The following is a 19,034-nucleotide window of genomic DNA, read 5'->3' on the forward strand; positions in this document are numbered from 1 at the left end:
GTTCTTCTACAGTATATTCGCTATATATCCAGACACAAAAAACCCACCCAATGGGCAGGTTTCATCTGTATTGTTCAGCTAGATTAAGCTTTACCTTCTGAACCGAATACGTCGATACGTTCTTCAACTGATGCTTGGATAGCTTTTACACCGTCAGCCAAGAATTTACGTGGGTCGAAGAGTTTCTTCTTGTCGTATTCTGCTTCGTTTGCTTCGTAGTCACGAGCAAATTTACGAGTTGCGTTAGCGAATGCGATTTGGCATTCAGTGTTAACGTTAACTTTCGCAACACCAAGTTTGATAGCTGCTTGGATTTGGTCATCAGGAATACCTGAACCACCGTGCAATACGATTGGGAAGCCTGGAAGAGCTTCTGTCAATTTCTTCAAGTGGTCAAGGTCAAGACCTTCCCAGTTTGCTGGGTAAGGACCGTGGATGTTACCGATACCAGCTGCCAAGAAGTCAATACCAGTTGCAACCATTGCTTTAGCGTCTTCGATTGGAGCCAATTCACCTTTACCGATGATACCGTCTTCTTCACCACCGATAGTACCAACTTCAGCTTCTACTGAGATACCTTTAGCGTGTGCTTTTTCAACAACGTCTTTAGCCAATTTAAGGTTTTCTTCAACTGGAAGGTGTGAACCATCAAACATGATTGAAGTGTAACCAACTTCGATACACTCAAGTGCATCTTCGTAGTGACCGTGGTCAAGGTGGATAGCTACTGGTACAGTGATACCCATTGACTCAACAAGGTTAGCGATCAAGTTGCGAGCAACTTTGTAACCACCCATGTATTTAGCAGCACCCATTGAAGTTTGGATCAAAACTGGAGCTTTTTTAGCTTCTGCTGCACGCAAGATAGCTTGAGTCCACTCAAGGTTGTTTGTGTTAAATCCACCAACTGCATAACCGTTGTCACGAGCTGCTTGGACAAATTTTTCTGCTGAAACGATTGCCATTTGTCAGGCCTCCTATATATTTTTTGGGACATCCCATTTACATTGTTCATTTTATCACTTTTTGATAAAAAAAGCTAGTTTTTCCCATACTTTAGATTGAATTTCTTCCAATCCAATCAATGTAAACCCTTTCTTTTTCTTAGTCCTAAGTGACTTTGGGATAACGTATGAAGAAGGTCAATCGAGCATCCTGCATCTCAAAATGATAAGGTAATTTCTCGTGTTCTAATAAACTTTTGACCACAAAGAGTCCCATCCCCGAACCCTTGGCCTTACGACTAGCATTTTCAGAAAAAGACTGGGCCAGTTTTTCTTGTTCTTCAGGACTACAGCTATTCTCGATAAAGAGTTCTCCTTCTCTCTCGCCGATATGAACCAAACCACCTGGAGTGGAGTGCTTGATAGCATTGCTGATGAGATTCGATAATATCAGTTTCATGACAGATGGGTTTATGTAAGCCTGCTGATGGGTTAGGCTAATGTCTACCTGAAGTTCTCGCTCCTTGGCGAGCAAAGCATAATCCTTGACCAAACTTTGCGTCATCTGGACTAGGTCAATGTTCTCCTTCTCCTCTCGCAATTCCTGAACAGAAGAAAGAGAAAGTATCTGGAGAACGTGGTGACTGAGGTCATCCACAATTCCCAAGGCAACTCCAAGATAGTGATCTCTATCCTTATAACGGCCGACATTTTCTTTCATATTTTCGATTAGGATTTTCAAACTAGCCAGAGGTGTTTTCAATTCATGAGAAGCCCCTCGTAGGAACTCAACCTTCATCTTCTCCAGCTGAAGAATAGCTTCATTCTTGTCATGCAAGTCCGCAATGACAGTCAAGAGATGCTGGTAAAGGCTATTGATTTGTTCCTTGAGATCACCTATCTCATCCTTAGAATCCACGCGCAATCGTACTTGGGCATCCAAATCCATCATCCTACGGGTCACCCGCTTGATTTCCAAAATCGGGGCAACAATGGTCCGAGCGTAGATGTAGGCCACCAAAAGAGAAATCAGAAAGGATGCCAGCAAGGTATAGGGAAGAAACTGGAGACTAATCTGCTCTGCTTCCTTTTGCAGGTCCATGGAAGCTAGAAATTGAAGAGTCATGGTGCTACCATCTTGCGTTTTCACCTCACGCTCCTCAATAAAGAGGGAAGTGGTCTGGCGATTCGCGTCTAGTGGAAGATTATCCTTGACTTCTAACTTGTCCTCAGTCATCTCTCCCTTGACAGCTCCTTTGATATCACTGCTCTGGGAATACAAGTCTAAGACTTGCTCGATACTCTGCCTATCCTTTCCTTCTAGGGACTGGGCAATGGCTGTCGCTTTCTGGCCAATGGTTTCCTGACGATGGCTCAGATAAGTTGAGGGAAAGAGAAAATAAATGGCTAAATGAAGACAAATCACCAGAACACTAAAAATCGAGAAGGTATAGCTAAAAATCTTTGTAAACAAACCTGTTCGTTTCATTTTCGCTCCAATTTATAACCAACATTGCGCACTGTGAGGATACAATCCAAGTCTAGCTTTTTCCGCAGTTCCTTGATATAAACATCAATAACACGATCAAAAGGAACCTCATCTGTCGCCTTCCAGACAGCATCGATTATCTGAGAACGAGTCAAGGCTCGGCCTTCATTTTTCACCAGATAGTCCAGAATTTCCAACTCTTTGGCATTGATGGCCACTTCTTGGCCTGCTAGGCTTACACTGTAGCTCTCAAAGTCCACTTTGGTATCCTTATAGGAGAAGACTCGTCCTGTATCGTAGTAGCGCTTGAAAATTGCATCCACCCTCACTTTTAAGAGAGACAGGGAGAAGGGTTTTTCCAGATAGCCGTCTGCCAGAGAGGCAAAAGCACTCATCTTATATTCCTCATCCTGAAAGGCGGTTAGCATCAGGACAGGAACCTGACTGGTCTTACGAATCTCAGCTAGAACTTCTAAACCATTGAGCTTAGGCATCTGGATATCCAGTAAAACTAGTGCTACTTCATAGCTGGAAAATTGTTCTAGGGCTTCCTCGCCGTCCGCAGCCTGAATGGTTTCATAACCACAATCTGTCAGATAATCACTGATCCCCTCACGGATCATCTCTTCATCTTCTACAATTAAAATTTTCATAGAAAAAACGTTTCACATTCCTTTAAATTTCTTGTAAATCTTCTCTATTTCATCCTGATAAGAAGAGTCCTTATCAAGACAAAACAGATAAAAATGCTACCTATATTATACCCCATTTAGGGGAGAATAGGTAGCAAGTTTTTTATTCGCTATCGAGCAAGAGCTCTTTTGGTTGTTTTCTGAGGAGATTGCTTGAGGCAAGAGCCATAACGAGAACCACTAGAACCAGAGCAAGTACAAAGACGATGATAAAGTCCGATGTCTGAATAGAAATATCTAGGCTCGACAAGGTCTTGCTAAAGCCGTCTACTTCTGCACCACCACCAAGATTAGAGGCTTGAGCAGCCTTGCTGGCTTGCTTGGCAACACCTGAAGTGACATTGGCAAGAACAGTATTTCCGATTGCTCGAGCTGTGTAGTTGGCTAGGAAGTAAGCAGAAACAAGAGCAGGGATGGCAATCAGGATAGATTCAGTGATGAATTGCCCCAAGATACTTGCCTGCTTGAGACCGATAGAGAGGAGAATTCCCACTTCCTTGCGACGGGCGTTGATCCAAAGGCTGAGCAAGAGTGCAAGGAGAAGAACTGAGAAGCTCAAGCTACCCCAGAAGAGGAGGTTGGCCATCTTGTACATACCAGAGATGGATTGCTCTAGAGCTGGGTAGTTAGAGGAGCTCTTCACAAGTGTGTAGCTCTTCCAGTTGATACCGCTGATGCCATTCAACTCTTTCATGACGTCATCCAAGTTCTTGTCTGCTGTTACAAAGAAGGTTGCGTCCCCATAAATAGCTGTGTCTTCTGTGTATCCATAAAGTTTTGCAGCAGTGTGAATGTCTGTGATGGCTGTATTTTCATAGAGTTCTTGTGAGTAGGTTACTGCTGACTTATTGTGCCCATCAAAGAGTCCCTTGATAGTCACTTCAACTGTTTCCTTGGCACCTTTTTCATTGTCTGCATCGTAGATATTGGAGTCCAGTTTGACCTTATCTCCGACTTTCCAACCGTGTTTGGCTGCCAAGTCCTTGTGCATGAGGATCTTGTCCTTGTCGTCGTTGGTTAGGTGCTCACCTTCAACCAGCTTATATGAGCCAGAGACAAACTTATCTTCTTTAGAGGAGTCATTGACACCTGTAATCATCAAGCTGCTTCCAAACCGTTTGGCACGGTCTGCAGTGAGATTTTTCTTGGTTTCTGGCGTTTCAATAAGGTCATATCCAGTCAAATCTCCGATAGCGTTGATGCGTTTAACATAAGACTCGATGGCCTTATTTTCGGTGATTTTTTTGATATCCTCACCCTTGATATTCCCAGAACCACGTGGCGTCCCTTGATTGACGCGACGATTGATTTGCATGGAGAAGCTATTGGTGATATTTTTAAAAGTCTCCTGAGAAGCCTTGGCAGTAGCTCCCTTGATCGACAAGCCGACCAAACTCAAGCTCGCCATGAGGAGAATAATCAGGAAGATAACAATCGATTTGAAAAACTTCCTTGTAACATAGGCAAATGCGTTGTGTAACATAGGTTCCCTTTCTAGATGTTGTTCTATTTTATAGTTCTAACAGAAAAAGCTCGTATTATACTCAATGAAAATCAAAGAGCAAACTAGGAAGCTAGCCGCAGGCTGTACTTGAGTACGGCAAGGCGACGCTGACGTAGTTTGAATTTGATTTTCGAAGAGTATTATTTCGTAGTATTGCGAGTTTCAGTTAGTTTCTTGTCCTTCAACTCAAGTGTAATATCTGACGCTTGTGCCACTTCTTTACTGTGGGTGACGACGATCACACATTTACCTGTTTTCTCGGCAAGTGATTTGAGCAGTTCGATAATATCTCCGGCAGTTTTAGGGTCCAGATTTCCTGTTGGCTCATCAGCTAGAATAACTGGAGCTTCTGATACTAAACTGCGAGCGATGGCTACACGTTGCTGTTGACCACCTGATAACTGGAGAACGTTCCGCTTGATCTGACTTTCATCCAAACCAAGCTCAAGAAGTGTATCCTTGCTTGCTTTTTTGTTGACCAAGCGGATATTTTCCAGCGGAGAAAGATAATCTATCAAGTTATAATTTTGAAAGACCAGGGAAATATGGTGCATGCGATGATAAGAATATCCCTTGTTCCGAATGTCCTCTCCTTGGAAAAGGATAGAACCTTCAACAGGACTATCTAGACCAGCCAGGAGGGACAAGAGAGTGGATTTTCCTGCTCCTGACTCACCAATGATACTATAAAATTTTCCGGGTTCAAAATTATACTTGATCTGATATAAAACTGCTTCAGCAGTGTTCTTATAACGGTAGGTAACATCTTGCAATTGTAATAAAGTCATGATTTCTCCTTCTTAACTAATAGATGATAAAATTTCTTTTGGCGATTTTCTAAATAGAAATACGAAACAAAGGGCTACTGATAAGCAACCAATCAGGAGCAGAAAGACATAGGATTCTGCAAAGGATAGGAGACTGGTTGACAGACCACTTGCTTTTGCCAGCGTGTCTTGTAAGCTTGCCTGATCTCCACTGGCTAGTACAGTTTGGAGTAGATAGGATGTGATGGCATTTCCTGCAACAAATGCTGGAAGCAAAGCTCCAAGAGATACCAAAACTACCTCTAAACAGAATTGTAGGAAGATTGAGATCTTGCTTTTTCCAAGTGCGAGTAGAATCCCCACTTCGTAGACCCTTTCTCTCAACCAGAGAGACAAGACCAAAATTAAGGCTCCTGCTCCTGCTATCAACATCCCATAAAGGAAGATGGTCAGGAAGGTTTGGAAGGTTGCCACTGAGTCTTTGATTTGTTCAAAGGCCTTGTTTTCCTTCTCAACTTGGTAACCTTGACTTTCCAAAGCCAAGTTTTCCACCTGCTTCATGAGTTTGTCCATTTCCTTAGGATTTTCTACATAGAAGCGCGCTGAACTGACTTGCGGTTCACTATTTCCCAGAAGGGTTTGGCTACTTTCATAGTCTGTAAAGACCTGGTTTTCACTGAAGTCGGAAGACAAGCCTGTGAACTTTTCTTGTTTTTTACCAGAAAAGATGCCGACAATTTCAAAATCAACTGTTTGCCCCTTTCCAGCTTCGGACTGACCAGCATCCAAGCGAATCTTGTCGTGAAGCGAAAGACCGTTCTTCTTGGCCAACTCTTCGTGGATAAGGATTTTCTTGGAATCCCCTTTTTGAAGGTGTCGCCCTTCTTTTAGGTTGAAAGCCGAACTAGTAAAGGTAACATCCTTGGATGAATCCTCAAGAGCCGTTAAGCTAACTAAATTCTTGTCCGCAGCTGACAAGTCATCACGTTCGACGCTCTGCTCACCACTGACCGCTTCCTTGTCTTTTAGTTTTGCGACCGTCTCGAGTTCAGGAGAGACATTCTCCAGTCCCTTAATCTTGCTAACTGATGCTAGGTCCGATAACTTGAAGGTCTGTCCATTTTCTATCTTTTTGATAGAAAAAGATGTGTTGAGTGATTTGTAAAGATTGCTTTCTACTGTTTTGTTGGACTTCATCAGAGTCAAACAGGCTGAAATTCCTGCTAAAAGGACAAATAAAATCAGAAATAAAATAAAACTTCTCAGTCGTTTTCTGCTGACATAAGCCCAAGCTCTTTGGATTGGATTCATTTGTCACCTCCATATTTGTAAGACTATTATAAAATCCAAATATGAAATGTTTATGAAATCAAAAATATTTTTTGAAAAAAAGCTGGTATTTCTACCAGCTCCATTTTTATAACTGCATCCACTCAAAGCAAAGAAAATGCAGAAACTAAACCAGAGAGGATGTTGGCTGTGGCATGCATTAGCCAACTTGGTAAAATTGATCCTCCTGCTATCTTTTCATTAACAAAGCCAAGATAAGCTGCTATTGCTCCAGTAAAAAATACAATGAAAAAAGTGACTCCCAAACTCACTACTGAAGCAAACAACACTCCATGAAGCAATCCAAAAGCGAAGGCCTGTATGGTATTTGCAAAGACAAACGGCATGTGATTTGCCATTCGTTTCAGTAGAAAACCTCTAAATAATAATTCCTCTGGTAAAGATGTTTGCAAAATACTGTAAATTAGAATACTTGGTAAAGCCTTAGAACCCATAGCAGAAAAAGCCGAAGTAGCTGTTTCTAGACCACGAGAAAGAGGAAAGATAAGGATAGAAAAAATAGTAAATAAAGAAAATCCCCCCACCATCCATAAAATCAGATGCAAAGTTTTTACTCTTTTGATAGCTTTTAGTCCGATCCATTCCATAAATGGAACTTTCCCCCTCATAGTCATAAACCACCAGATAGAAGGTAGTAAAATAATAAAGAGAATTTGAATAAAGGCGCTCATTATTCGTTGAAGTTCATTAACCATCGTAATCCTCCTTTACACTTTTGAAATACTCATTTCAAATACCAAACGACTATCTACTCCTCCTTTCCTACCTTATATATCCGTTTTAACCAAGCCTATTAGTATCCATTACTCGATGATCTTTCATATAAGACTTTTTGCAGTTACTTTCTATCTATATTGTAGCACTATTTAAAAGAAAAGAAAAAAACAAGAAAGGTAGACCTCTCTTGTTGAATAATCACTATGCGTGCTGACAAAAAAAGAGCTAGCTAAAGCCAACTCTTACCCTATGCGGAGAGAGGGACTTGAACCCTCACGACCTAAAGCGGTCACAGGATCCTTAGTCCTGCGCGTCTGCCAATTCCGCCATCCCCGCGTCGATTACTTTACTAGTATATCAACTTTCAAAATCTTTGTCAACACTTTTTGCAGATTTTTTTCATTTTTCCAACAGGCTTATAGTTCAATTTCAGCAAGGTTTTCATCCAGTAATTTTGCTCCCAATGTGTTCTTAAAATGCCCAAGAGCAAACTGATGATTTTCTGGCCAAATAGAGGCAACTGCAGGCTTAACAATCTCAATTTGATAACCTAAATTATAAGCATCAATAGCCGTATGAAGGACGCAAATGTCCGTCAAAACACCTGTTAAGATAACAGTGTCAACCCGACGTTCCCGCAAACGGATATCTAAGTCCGTTCCTGAAAAAGCTGAATAGTGACGCTTATCCATCCAAAAGACACGACTATCCGCCTCATGCTCAGCATAAAAATCAGCTAGGGAGCCATAAAGGTTACGCCCACTAGTTCCGATGATGTTGTGCGGTGGAAAGAGCTTGCTTTCTGGGTGGAATGTATCCTTCTCTTCATGAGCATCAATGGTAAAAAAGACATAGTCTCCACGATCAAAAGCTAATCTAGTTACCTGATCAATGGCTTTTGATATCGCTTGAGCAGGTGCGCCAGCAGTTAGCTTTCCATGGTCTGCTACGAAATCCTCTGTATAGTCAATCGAGATTAAAGCCTTTGCCATTAGTAGTCCCTCTTTTTCACTTCCTCAAAAATATCTGAAATCAATACCTTGAGATAGGTCCCCTTCATTCCTAGTGAACGACTCTCAATAATTCCCGCCGACTCCAATTTACGAAGCGCATTGACAATCACTGAGCGCGTAATGCCAATACGATCTGCAATAACTGATGCAGTCAGCTGCCCTTCATTTCCATCCAATTCAGCTAAAATAGCTGATACGGCACGAAGTTCTGAATAGGAAAGGGTGTTGACCGCCATGGTAACAGCCGTACGACGGCGAATATTTTTCTCATCTTCTTCACGTTGGAAGTTCAATAGTTGAATTCCCACAACCGTGCTCGCAATCTCGACAAGAATCAAATCTTCATCTTCAAATTTCTTATCATTGCGCCAAATAATCAAGGAACCCAAACGAATCCCTGATACATGAATCGGAGCGATGGTCGTCAACCCATCTGGAAAGTCCGCACGACTCTCTACAGGGAAAATGGTCAAATCATGTTCAACAGGAAGATTGGCTTCCGTATCATAGATCATGTTTGCCCCTTGTACATAGACGTCAGGGAAGGTTTTGGTTTGGAAGAATTGTTCTACACGGTCATTATTGGTCTTATAACGCATAAAGTAACCCAAGAGACGTCCCTTGTTATTTACAATACAAGCGTTACAGTCAATAATATCAGCTAACTGGCGTGTTATTGCATTGTAAGGAAGTTCATCTTGGAGTTGCTCCTCAGAGCGCTTTAGAATAGACGTGATTTTTCTTGTTTTTTCTAATAAATGTGCCATTTTTTACCTCGCATATAATCGCTTCCATTATAACATAGAAAAGTCTTTATTTCAATAATTATCTGAAAATTGCTTATTTAATTGCAATTTTGAACAGCAAAAATATTTTAGAAAAAAAGCGATTTTTTTATTGACATCCTATTTTATTTTTGATATTATAACATTATAAGAAGATGACATGATAAATCCCTTTCCGTTTCACCTATCCTTTACTATCACCATCTTCTTTTACTATCGGTCTCCTTATATATAAAAGCGATTCACAATGTGAATCGCTTTTTTCTATTTGTCTCCTTTGTTACGAATAACAAAGCCGGTTTTCTTTTCGCTTGAAGTGTTGCGAGGTTTTTTATTGTCTTTATTACGGTAACGTCTGTCTTTATCAAAACGGTCGTTTCCACGACTGCCTTTCTTGAACTCATCACGGCGACCATTGCCACGACGATCACGATCTCGACGGTCGTCTCCACGACGGCCTCCACGACCTCCCTTACCTTTGCCACCGAATCCATTACCTGATGGTTTAAATGGCAGTGGTTTTTCACGCGCAATCTCCACTTCAGGAAGGCTGTCTGGATCTTGGACTGTCAGACTCAAGATATACATAGCCAATTCTTCTGGACTAAATTCTGCAGCTAACTTACGAGCATCTTTAGCAAATTTTTCAAAGTTCCCACGGATTGCTTCGTCTGCGAAGTCTCGTTCGATTTTCTTGAGCGCTACTTGTTTCTTAGCTTGGAAGGCTTCTTCTGCTGTTGCTGGTTTCAAGCCTTTCATGCGTTTCTTAGTTAAGTTTTCAATGATTTGGAGATAGCCCATTTCATTTGGAGAAACAAAGGTAATAGATTGACCTGACTTACCAGCACGACCTGTACGACCGATACGGTGAACATAACTTTCAGGATCTTGTGGAATATCGTAGTTGTAGACATGGGTCACACCCGAGATATCCAAACCACGTGCTGCAACGTCTGTCGCAACTAGAACATCAAGATTGCCATTTTTAAAATCACGAAGGACACGAAGACGTTTGTTTTGGTCTAAGTCACCATGAATTCCTTCTGCACGGAAGCCACGGATTTTAAGTCCACGAGTCAATTCATCCACACGGCGTTTGGTACGACCAAATACAATAGAAAGTTCAGGTTGTTCCACATCCATAAGACGTGTCATGGTATCAAATTTCTCTTGTTCCTTGACACGGATATAGTACTGGTCCACCAGCTCTGTTGTCAATTCTTTGGCAGCAATCTTCACATGCTCAGGATCTTTCATAAACTGAACGCCGATACGTTTGATGGCTTCAGGCATGGTTGCTGAAAAGAGCAAGGTTTGACGACTGTCAGGGACACGCGAGATAATAGCTTCGATGTCTTCAAGGAAGCCCATATTGAGCATTTCATCCGCTTCGTCAAGGATGAGGGTTTCAATGTCTTTTAATTTCAAGGCCTTGCGTTTAATCAAGTCCAAGAGACGGCCTGGTGTTCCTACCACGATATGGGCACCAGATTTAAGGGCCTTGATTTGTTTTTCAATGCTGGAACCACCGTAAACTGAGCGAACTTTCACTCCCTTGCTACGGCCAAATCGGAAGAGTTCCTCTTGGCTTTGAACAGCGAGTTCACGAGTTGGAGCGATGACCAAGGCTTGGATGGTCGCTTCTTCTGTACGGATTTTTTCAAGGGTTGGCAAGCCAAAAGCTGCAGTTTTTCCTGTACCAGTCTGAGCTTGACCGATAACGTCTTTTCCTTCAAGAGCCAAAGGAATAGTTTGCTCTTGGATAGGACTTGCTTCTACAAATCCAGCTTTTTCAATCTCTGCTAGCAATTCAGCAGACAAGTTAAATTCATTAAAATTCACGTTTTTCTTCTTTCTAAAGATGGTGCGAAGCCATCCTATAGCGCTTAGTTTATACTTTTCTTTTCATGATGTATCTTCTTAAAAAACGAGATACCGTGTTGCTTCTTTTCCACGAAAGAAAAGTACGAGTTTCTTTGCAACCTATCTAGTATAACACAAGAGCGGGGCAAAAGATAGTAGAATCCATTAGAAAAATCATGTAAGCGGTTTTTGGATTTCCTTTTTGATTGAACGACCTAGATAATAAGACAAAGCCAAGGCTATACTATATAAAATGAGAAAAACGAACAAGGTTTGTGTGTAAGAATGAGCTATTTTATAAGTCTCTGCTAATAAAATAGGCCCTGCTAAACCAGCCATTGCCCAAGCTGTTAAAATATATCCATGCAGAGCGGCCAATTCCTTGGTTCCAAAAATATCACTGAGATAAGCCGGAATCAATGAAAAACCAGCTCCATAGCAAGTCATCAAAATAGACATAGCGACTACAAATAAAACGGAATCTGTAAAGAGCCAAAGTGAGAGAGAAAAGAAAAGATTGACAAGCAGTAATATACTAAAGGTTAGAGGGCGACCGATATAGTCAGATAAACTCGCCCAGAGCAAACGACCAAACCCATTGAAAATCCCTAAAACGCCCACCATAACTGCTGCATGACTTGTAGACAAGCCAGCCATCTCCTGTGCCATTGGCGATGCCGCTGATATTAAGCCTAAACCACAAGCTATGTTGATAAAGAAAATAATCCAAAGTATATAAAACCGATTGCTTTTCAGGGCCTGATTCGCAGCCATTCCTTGCGTCAAAGAGGCTGTTTTTTCTTTCCCTGAAACAGATAAAATTGCAAGCTCTTGCTCATTTGGACGCTTAATGAATTGTGAAGCTAGGAGCATGATAATAAAGTAACTTGCACCTAAAATATAAAAAGTTTCTACAAGCCCTACCCCTGCGATGAGATGTTGCGCTATGGGACTAGTCAATAAAGAAGCAAAACCAAACCCCATAATCGCTAAACCTGTTGCGAGACCACGTTTATCAGGAAACCATTTTATAATCGTTGACACAGGGGTAATATAGCCTGCTCCCAAACCAAGCCCACCTAAAATGCCATAAGCGAGATACAACAACCACAGCTCCTGACGGTCTATTGCAAATCCTGTTAAGATATTTCCACCTGCGTATAGAAAAGCAGATAGACTCCCCATGACTCTCGGACCAAATTTTTCTACCAAACGCCCCATAAATGCAGCCGATAATCCCAAACAAAAGATTGCTAGACTAAAGGCAAAGGCAACAGAAGCCTGATCCCATCCCGTTTTTTCAATAATAGGGTTGCGATAAACACTCCAAGCATAAGTCGAACCCAGCATTAAGTGTAAAATGACCCCAGCAAAGGCAATAATATAACGATTCAATTTCATAAAAGCTCCTATTTTCGAACATTTATTCTATTTTACATAAAAATAGATAGGATTTTAGTTTATCAAGCTTGTCAAAAAATTACTAGTTTTTTGTCTGGAAAGCGTTTTTATCTTTTTCTGTCTTTTTCGTAGCAGAATTGTGCAAAAGTTTTTTTCTTGTGCTAGAATGAAATTCGAATAGGAGGACTATAAATGTTAACATATGATTTAATCGTTATTGGATTTGGTAAAGCTGGGAAAACACTAGCTGGTAAATTGGCTTCAGCTGGCAAAAAAGTTGCCCTCATTGAACGAAGCAAAGCTATGTACGGTGGAACTTGTATCAACATCGGCTGTATCCCAACTAAGACCTTGTTAGTTGCTGCTGAAAAGGATTTGTCTTTTGAAGAAGTCATTGCTACCAAAAATACCATCACTGGTCGCCTTAACGGTAAAAACTATGCTACTGTTGCGGGAACAGGTGTAGATATCTTTGATGCGGAAGCTCACTTCCTTTCAAACAAAGTCATCGAAATCCAGGCTGGTGATGAAAAACAAGAACTGACTGCTGAAACTATCGTTATCAACACTGGTGCTGTTTCAAACGTCTTGCCAATCCCTGGACTTGCTACAAGCAAGAATGTCTTTGACTCAACAGGTATCCAAAACTTGGACAAATTGCCTGAAAAACTTGGTGTCCTTGGTGGCGGAAATATCGGTCTTGAATTTGCAGGCCTTTACAACAAACTTGGCAGCAAAGTTACAGTCCTAGATGCCTTGGATACTTTTCTACCTCGAGCAGAACCTTCCATCGCAGCTCTTGCTAAACAGTACATGGAAGAAGACGGTATTGAATTGCTTCAAAACATCCGTACTACTGAAATCAAAAACGACGGTGACCAAGTTCTCGTCGTAACTGAAAACGAAACGTACCGTTTCGACGCCCTTCTCTACGCAACTGGACGTAAGCCAAACGTAGAACCACTTCAACTTGAGAATACCGATATTGAACTAACTGAACGCGGTGCTATCAAAGTAGACAAACATTGTCAAACAAACGTTCCTGGTGTCTTTGCAGTTGGGGATGTCAACGGTGGACCTCAATTTACCTACATTTCACTTGATGACTTCCGTGTTGTCTACAGCTATCTTGCTGGAGATGGCAGCTACACTCTTGAAGACCGTCTCAATGTACCAAACACTATATTCATCACACCTGCACTTTCTCAAGTTGGCTTGACGGAAAGCCAAGCAGCTGATTTGAAACTTCCATACGCAGTGAAGGAAATCCCTGTTGCAGCCATGCCTCGCGGTCACGTCAATGGAGATCTTCGTGGAGCCTTCAAAGCTGTTGTCAATACTGAAACTAAAGAGATTCTTGGTGCAAGCATCTTCTCAGAAGGATCACAAGAAATCATCAACATCATCACTGTTGCTATGGACAACAAGATTCCTTACACTTACTTCACAAAACAAATCTTCACTCACCCAACCTTGGCTGAGAACTTGAATGACTTGTTTGCGATTTAAGTTAAGACTTCTTCGTATCTCACAGCCCTCATCGGGCTGTTTTTGTTTCTGCGAAATCTCAAATCTGTCTTTTCCCTCTTTTGTGATATAGTATCCAAACTTTATTTAGCAGTCCTAATTATATATTGAGTTTCAGGTCACTCTTTCAAATATCAGCAATACATATGACTTTGAATAACTCGCTTCAGCACATCGTTTTATGGGTAATTTAAAAAGTATATTTTGCAATGATTGTTTCATGCCTAATTAGTAAATTATCCACTCTTTGCACGGGTCGTATGTGTATTTTCATCGTTTGTGAGAAGATTTTACCGTTTGCAAATTGATAGTTAAGTCGATATATTTTTTCTTCTTAAATATTTTCCAAATTATTTAATCTTTTTAAAGATAAGAATCACTTTCTAATCAATCAAAGGATACTTCAAATTTCTTCGTTCTTGATAATATGAGCAATACTCTGCAAAATGTTTAAACTTTATCATTGTAAAAAATATCGAAAGAAATCCCATATTACATTAGTATATATTTGGTATGGGATGAAATTGACTTTCGAAAATATTAACTATATAATGTCTGTAAACAAGAAATAATGAGGTAACGATATGAATAAAACAGAATTACTATTACAAAGACTAGATGATATTGGTCAGTCTCTAAAAGATTCTAGACAAGCACTAGCTTTGCTGGCACTTGGTTCTTGCGGAGCAGAAAGAGAACGATTGGATCAGTACTCCGATTTGGATTTCTTTGTTATTGTAAAAGATGGCTACAAGCAGGCCTATATCCAGGACCTAACCTGGTTAAGTAATCTAGAACCAATTGCATTTCACTACCAAAATACAGTGGACGGACATAAAGTTCTATTTGAAGATGATGTTTTTTGTGAATTTGCTATCTTTGAAGCTCACGAACTAGTAAACATTCCCTTCGCTGAAGGCAAAATTATCTGGAAGGAGGTCGGTTTTGATGGAACAATCTGCCAGCCACAAAGATTGCCATCAAAAGAAAATAGAGATCGTGAATGGCTGTTGGGAGAAATTTTATGCAACCTATATATAGGACTAGGTCGCTATCAACGAGGGGAAAAATTGGCTGCTTATGATTTCATCCAAAACAGATCTGTCAAGCTCTGGACTGAACTAATCAATTTGGAAAAAACTTCTAAATCTAATTTTATAGATATTTTTAACAGCAACAGACGATTTGAAAAAGGTTATCCAAATGAAGCCAAACAATTACCCTACTTTTTGCAAGGTTACGAACGAATTTCTGAATCTGCTCAGGCACTCCTAGAATATCTTGATAAACACTATCCTCTTAACGCATTTATAAAAGAAAAAATTCGTAATTTATTATAAAAGAGACTTTCCAAAAAATAATCTAAATCCCAAAAGTTAGGTATCTTTGTCAACTATAATGGATTAATGAAATTTTAAAGCCTGTAGAAGGTAATCGATGTCCTCTCCTTTCTTATGTTCAGAGCAAGAAAGATTTATTTCTTAAAGTTGCCAAAGTTATCAAATTCAAAGATATTATATTTGATTGGTTTAATCAGAACCTAAAAAGCACCTCTAAGGTTACTTCTTTAGTTGATCTTAGAGTTTACTTTAGTTATTGGACTGCCGGGCGCAGTATGATATAATAGAAACATGAAATTAAAAACTACTTTGAGCCTCCTAGCTGGGCGTTCTTCTCACTTCATCTTGAGCCGTCTTGGCCGTGGAAGTACGCTCCCAGGAAAACTCGCCCTCCAATTTGATAAAGATATTTTACAAAATCTAGCTAAGAACTACGAGATTGTCGTGGTCACTGGAACCAACGGGAAAACCCTGACAACTGCCCTCACTGTCGGCATTTTAAAAGAAGTTTATGGTCAGGTTCTGACCAATCCAAGCGGTGCCAATATGATTACAGGGATTACGACAACCTTCTTGACGGCCAAATCCTCTAAAACTGGGAAAAACATTGCCGTTCTAGAAATTGACGAGGCCAGTCTATCTCGTATCTGTGACTACATCCATCCTAGCCTTTTTGTCATTACTAATATTTTCCGTGACCAGATGGACCGCTATGGTGAGATTTACACAACTTATAACATGATTTTGGATGCCATTCGTAAGGTGCCTACGGCTACTGTTCTCCTCAATGGTGACAGTCCACTTTTCTACAAGCCAGCTATTCCAAATCCTGTACAGTATTTTGGTTTTGACTTGGAGAAAGGGCCAGCCCAACTGGCTCACTACAATACCGAAGGGATTCTCTGCCCTGACTGTAAAGGTATCCTCAAATATGAGCACAATACCTATGCCAACTTGGGTGCCTATATCTGTGAAAATTGTGGTTGCAAACGACCTGACTTGGACTACCGTCTGACAGATTTAGTTGAGTTGACCAACAATCGCTCTCGCTTTGTCATTGACGGACAAGAATACGGAATCCAAATCGGTGGACTTTACAACATCTACAATGCCCTTGCTGCGGTTGCCATTGCTCGATTCCTCGGTGCAGACTCGCAATTGATCAAGCAAGGATTTGATAAGAGTCGCGCTGTCTTTGGTCGTCAGGAAACCTTCCATATCGGTGATAAAGAATGCACCCTTGTCTTGATTAAAAATCCAGTCGGTGCAACTCAAGCCATCGAGATGATTAAACTAGCTCCTTATCCATTTAGCCTATCTGTCCTCCTCAATGCCAACTATGCTGATGGGATTGATACTAGCTGGATCTGGGATGCTGACTTTGAACAAATCACTGACATGGACATTCCTGAAATCAACGCTGGTGGTGTTCGTCATTCTGAAATCGCGCGTCGTCTACGGGTGACAGGATACCCAGCTAATAAAATCACTGAGACAAGCAATCTGGAGCAAGTTCTCAAAACCATTGAGAAGCAAGACTGCAAGCATGCCTATATCCTAGCAACCTATACTGCCATGCTGGAATTTCGTGAACTACTGGCTAGTCGTCAGATTGTTAGAAAGGAGATGAACTAATGGTTTATACTTCACTTTCCTCAAAAGCTGGCAACTACCCTTATCAGCTCAACATTGCCCACCTCTATGGAAACCTCATGAATACCTACGGGGACAATGGAAATATCCTTATGCTCAAGTATGTGGCTGAGAAACTCGGAGCTCATGTAACAGTTGACATCGTTTCTCTCCATGATGACTTTGATGAAAACCACTACGACATCGCCTTTTTCGGTGGGGGTCAAGACTTTGAACAAAGCATCATCGCAGGCGACCTTCCTGCTAAAAAAGAGAGCATTGACAACTACATCCAAAATGATGGTGTGGTTTTAGCCATCTGCGGTGGTTTCCAACTATTGGGTCAATATTATGTTGAAGCTTCAGGCAAACGTATCGAAGGGCTAGGGGTCATGGGCCACTACACCCTCAACCAGACCAATAACCGCTTTATCGGTGATATCAAGATTCACAATGAAGATTTCAATGAAACCTACTATGGATTTGAAAATCACCAAGGTCGCACCTTCCTCTCTGATGACCAAAAACCACTGGGACTGGTTGTCTATGGAAATGGAAACAACGAAGAAAAGATCGGCGAAGGAGTTCATTATAAGAATGTCTTTGGTTCCTACTTCCACGGACCTATCCTTTCTCGTAATGCCAATCTGGCTTATCGCCTAGTCACTATTGCTCTCAAGAAAAAATACGGTCAGGACATCCAACTCCCTGCCTATGAAGACATTCTCAGCCAAGAAATCGCTGAAGAGTACAGTGACGTCAAAAGCAAGGCTGACTTTTCTTAAACCAAGAAAAATTATATCAAAGAACTCCCCTATCTTGTCGGAGTTCTTTTTGCCTGTTCTTTTACCCTTCTCCCTTGCATTTTCTCTCATTTTTTGCCAAAATAGAGGGGTAGAAAGAAGGTAGCATATGTCTAAATTACAACAAATCGAAACATATCTTGAATCAGAAAAACTAGACGTCGCTGTCATATCTGACCCCGTCACTATTAATTACCTCACTGGCTTTTACAGTGATCCCCATGAACGCCAAATGTTCCTCTTTGTCCTAGCGGAGCTGGAACCGCTTCTATTCGTTCCAGCCCTTGAAGTAGAGCGTGCAAGTAGCACTGTTTCCTTCCCAGTAGTTGGTTATGTGGACTCTGAAAACCCATGGAAGAAAATCCAAAATGTTCTTCCACAGCTTGATTTCAAACGTGTCGCTGTTGAGTTTGACAATCTCATCTTGACCAAATATCATGGTTTGAAAACGGTCTTTGAAACTGCTGAGTTTGAAAACCTCACTCCTCGCATTCAACGCATGCGCCTCATCAAATCAGCTGACGAAGTCCAAAAAATGATGGTTGCAGGGCTCTATGCTGATAAGGCTGTAAAAGTTGGTTTTGACAACATTTCTCTTGATAAGACTGAGACAGATATCATTGCACAAATCGACTTTGCCATGAAAGGTGAAGGCTATGAAATGAGCTTTGATACCATGGTCTTGACTGGCGATAACGCTGCAAATCCGCACGGAATTCCTGGTGCAAACAAGGTTGAAAAGGACTCCCTTCTCCTCTTTGACCTCGGTGTCATGGTCAATGGATACGCCTCAGATATGACTCGTACGGTCGCTGTCGGCAAACCAGACCAATTCAAAAAAGATATTTACAACTTGACCCTTGAAGCCCAACAAGCTGCCCTTGACTTTATCAAACCTGGTGTGACTGCTCATGAAGTAGACCGCGCTGCCCGTGAAGTCATCGAAAAAGCTGGTTACGGTGAGTACTTTAACCACCGTCTCGGTCACGGTATCGGTATGGATGTCCACGAATTCCCATCTATCATGGAAGGAAACGACATGGTCATCGAAGAAGGCATGTGCTTCTCTGTTGAACCAGGTATCTATATCCCTGGAAAAGTCGGTGTTCGCATCGAAGACTGTGGTGTTGTCACTAAGGATGGATTTGACCTCTTTACCAGCACCAGCAAAGATTTGCTTTATTTTGATTAAATATAGACAAGCAAA

At 41.1% G+C, this 19,034-nt stretch carries 16 protein-coding genes and 1 tRNA gene; 5 read left to right on the top strand and 12 right to left on the bottom strand.

Going from position 1 to position 19,034, the window contains the following annotated elements; genetic code table 11:
- Positions 1-83: 83 nt before the first annotated feature.
- The 12 genes from FD735_RS07140 to FD735_RS07200 all read right to left on the bottom strand — a co-directional run bounded on the left by FD735_RS07140 (position 84) and on the right by FD735_RS07200 (position 12,525).
- Entirely contained in the window at positions 84-965 is an 882-nt protein-coding gene (locus tag FD735_RS07140; RefSeq protein ID WP_001018995.1) for a class II fructose-bisphosphate aldolase, read from the bottom strand.
- Positions 966-1,110: 145 nt separating this feature from the next.
- Complete coding sequence (vncS, locus tag FD735_RS07145; protein WP_139658831.1) at positions 1,111-2,433, bottom strand: sensor histidine kinase VncS; 1,323 nt, start codon at positions 2,431-2,433, stop codon at positions 1,111-1,113.
- On the bottom strand, positions 2,430-3,086 hold the full coding sequence (gene vncR, locus FD735_RS07150; protein ID WP_139658832.1) for a response regulator transcription factor VncR: 657 nt from the start codon (positions 3,084-3,086) through the stop codon (positions 2,430-2,432). The genes vncS and vncR overlap by 4 nt, the downstream gene beginning before the upstream one ends.
- Before the next feature lie 142 nt (positions 3,087-3,228).
- Positions 3,229-4,608 carry an ABC transporter permease subunit Vex3 gene (gene vex3, locus FD735_RS07155; protein WP_000903002.1) on the bottom strand — a complete coding sequence of 460 codons (1,380 nt, stop codon included), beginning with the start codon at positions 4,606-4,608 and terminating at the stop codon, positions 3,229-3,231.
- Between the two features lie 161 nt (positions 4,609-4,769).
- Positions 4,770-5,417: an ABC transporter ATP-binding subunit Vex2 gene (vex2, locus tag FD735_RS07165; RefSeq protein WP_000173735.1), complete on the bottom strand. Its 648-nt coding sequence runs from the start codon at positions 5,415-5,417 to the stop codon at positions 4,770-4,772.
- Between the two features lie 12 nt (positions 5,418-5,429).
- On the bottom strand, positions 5,430-6,707 hold the full coding sequence (locus FD735_RS07170) for an ABC transporter permease (protein WP_139658833.1): 1,278 nt from the start codon (positions 6,705-6,707) through the stop codon (positions 5,430-5,432).
- Between the two features lie 122 nt (positions 6,708-6,829).
- On the bottom strand, positions 6,830-7,441 hold the full coding sequence (locus FD735_RS07175; protein ID WP_084849468.1) for a CPBP family intramembrane glutamic endopeptidase: 612 nt from the start codon (positions 7,439-7,441) through the stop codon (positions 6,830-6,832).
- A 272-nt stretch (positions 7,442-7,713) separates the two neighbouring features.
- A tRNA-Leu gene (locus FD735_RS07180) sits at positions 7,714-7,799 on the bottom strand.
- Between the two features lie 80 nt (positions 7,800-7,879).
- Positions 7,880-8,455, bottom strand: a complete 576-nt coding sequence (locus tag FD735_RS07185; protein WP_084943806.1) for a cysteine hydrolase family protein — start codon at positions 8,453-8,455, stop codon at positions 7,880-7,882.
- Positions 8,455-9,243, bottom strand: a complete 789-nt coding sequence (gene codY / locus FD735_RS07190) for a GTP-sensing pleiotropic transcriptional regulator CodY (RefSeq protein WP_042902566.1) — start codon at positions 9,241-9,243, stop codon at positions 8,455-8,457. The genes FD735_RS07185 and codY overlap by 1 nt, the downstream gene beginning before the upstream one ends.
- A 282-nt stretch (positions 9,244-9,525) precedes the next feature.
- Positions 9,526-11,103 carry a DEAD/DEAH box helicase gene (locus tag FD735_RS07195; protein WP_139658834.1) on the bottom strand — a complete coding sequence of 526 codons (1,578 nt, stop codon included), beginning with the start codon at positions 11,101-11,103 and terminating at the stop codon, positions 9,526-9,528.
- 195 nt (positions 11,104-11,298) lie between these two features.
- Complete coding sequence (locus FD735_RS07200) at positions 11,299-12,525, bottom strand: OFA family MFS transporter (protein ID WP_139658835.1); 1,227 nt, start codon at positions 12,523-12,525, stop codon at positions 11,299-11,301.
- Positions 12,526-12,717: 192 nt separating this feature from the next.
- On the opposite strand from FD735_RS07200, the gene FD735_RS07205 reads away from it, so the two are divergent.
- The 5 genes from FD735_RS07205 to FD735_RS07225 all read left to right on the top strand — a co-directional run bounded on the left by FD735_RS07205 (position 12,718) and on the right by FD735_RS07225 (position 19,019).
- The gene (locus tag FD735_RS07205) at positions 12,718-14,034 is read left to right on the top strand and encodes an FAD-containing oxidoreductase (RefSeq protein WP_139658836.1); all 1,317 of its coding nucleotides are present in this window, start codon (positions 12,718-12,720) and stop codon (positions 14,032-14,034) included.
- Between the two features lie 602 nt (positions 14,035-14,636).
- A complete protein-coding gene (locus FD735_RS07210) occupies positions 14,637-15,392 on the top strand; it encodes a hypothetical protein (protein WP_033686809.1) in 756 nt (251 codons plus the stop codon).
- Positions 15,393-15,683: 291 nt separating this feature from the next.
- Entirely contained in the window at positions 15,684-17,027 is a 1,344-nt protein-coding gene (gene murT / locus FD735_RS07215) for a lipid II isoglutaminyl synthase subunit MurT (RefSeq protein WP_139658837.1), read from the top strand.
- Positions 17,027-17,809 (top strand): lipid II isoglutaminyl synthase subunit GatD, encoded by a 783-nt coding sequence (gene gatD / locus FD735_RS07220; RefSeq protein WP_139658838.1) that lies wholly within the window; start codon positions 17,027-17,029, stop codon positions 17,807-17,809. The genes murT and gatD overlap by 1 nt, the downstream gene beginning before the upstream one ends.
- A 127-nt stretch (positions 17,810-17,936) precedes the next feature.
- Positions 17,937-19,019 carry a Xaa-Pro peptidase family protein gene (locus tag FD735_RS07225; protein WP_139658839.1) on the top strand — a complete coding sequence of 361 codons (1,083 nt, stop codon included), beginning with the start codon at positions 17,937-17,939 and terminating at the stop codon, positions 19,017-19,019.
- The last annotated feature ends 15 nt before the right edge of the window (positions 19,020-19,034 follow it).

Source organism: Streptococcus sp. 1643 (assembly GCF_006228325.1).
Lineage (GTDB): Bacteria > Bacillota > Bacilli > Lactobacillales > Streptococcaceae > Streptococcus.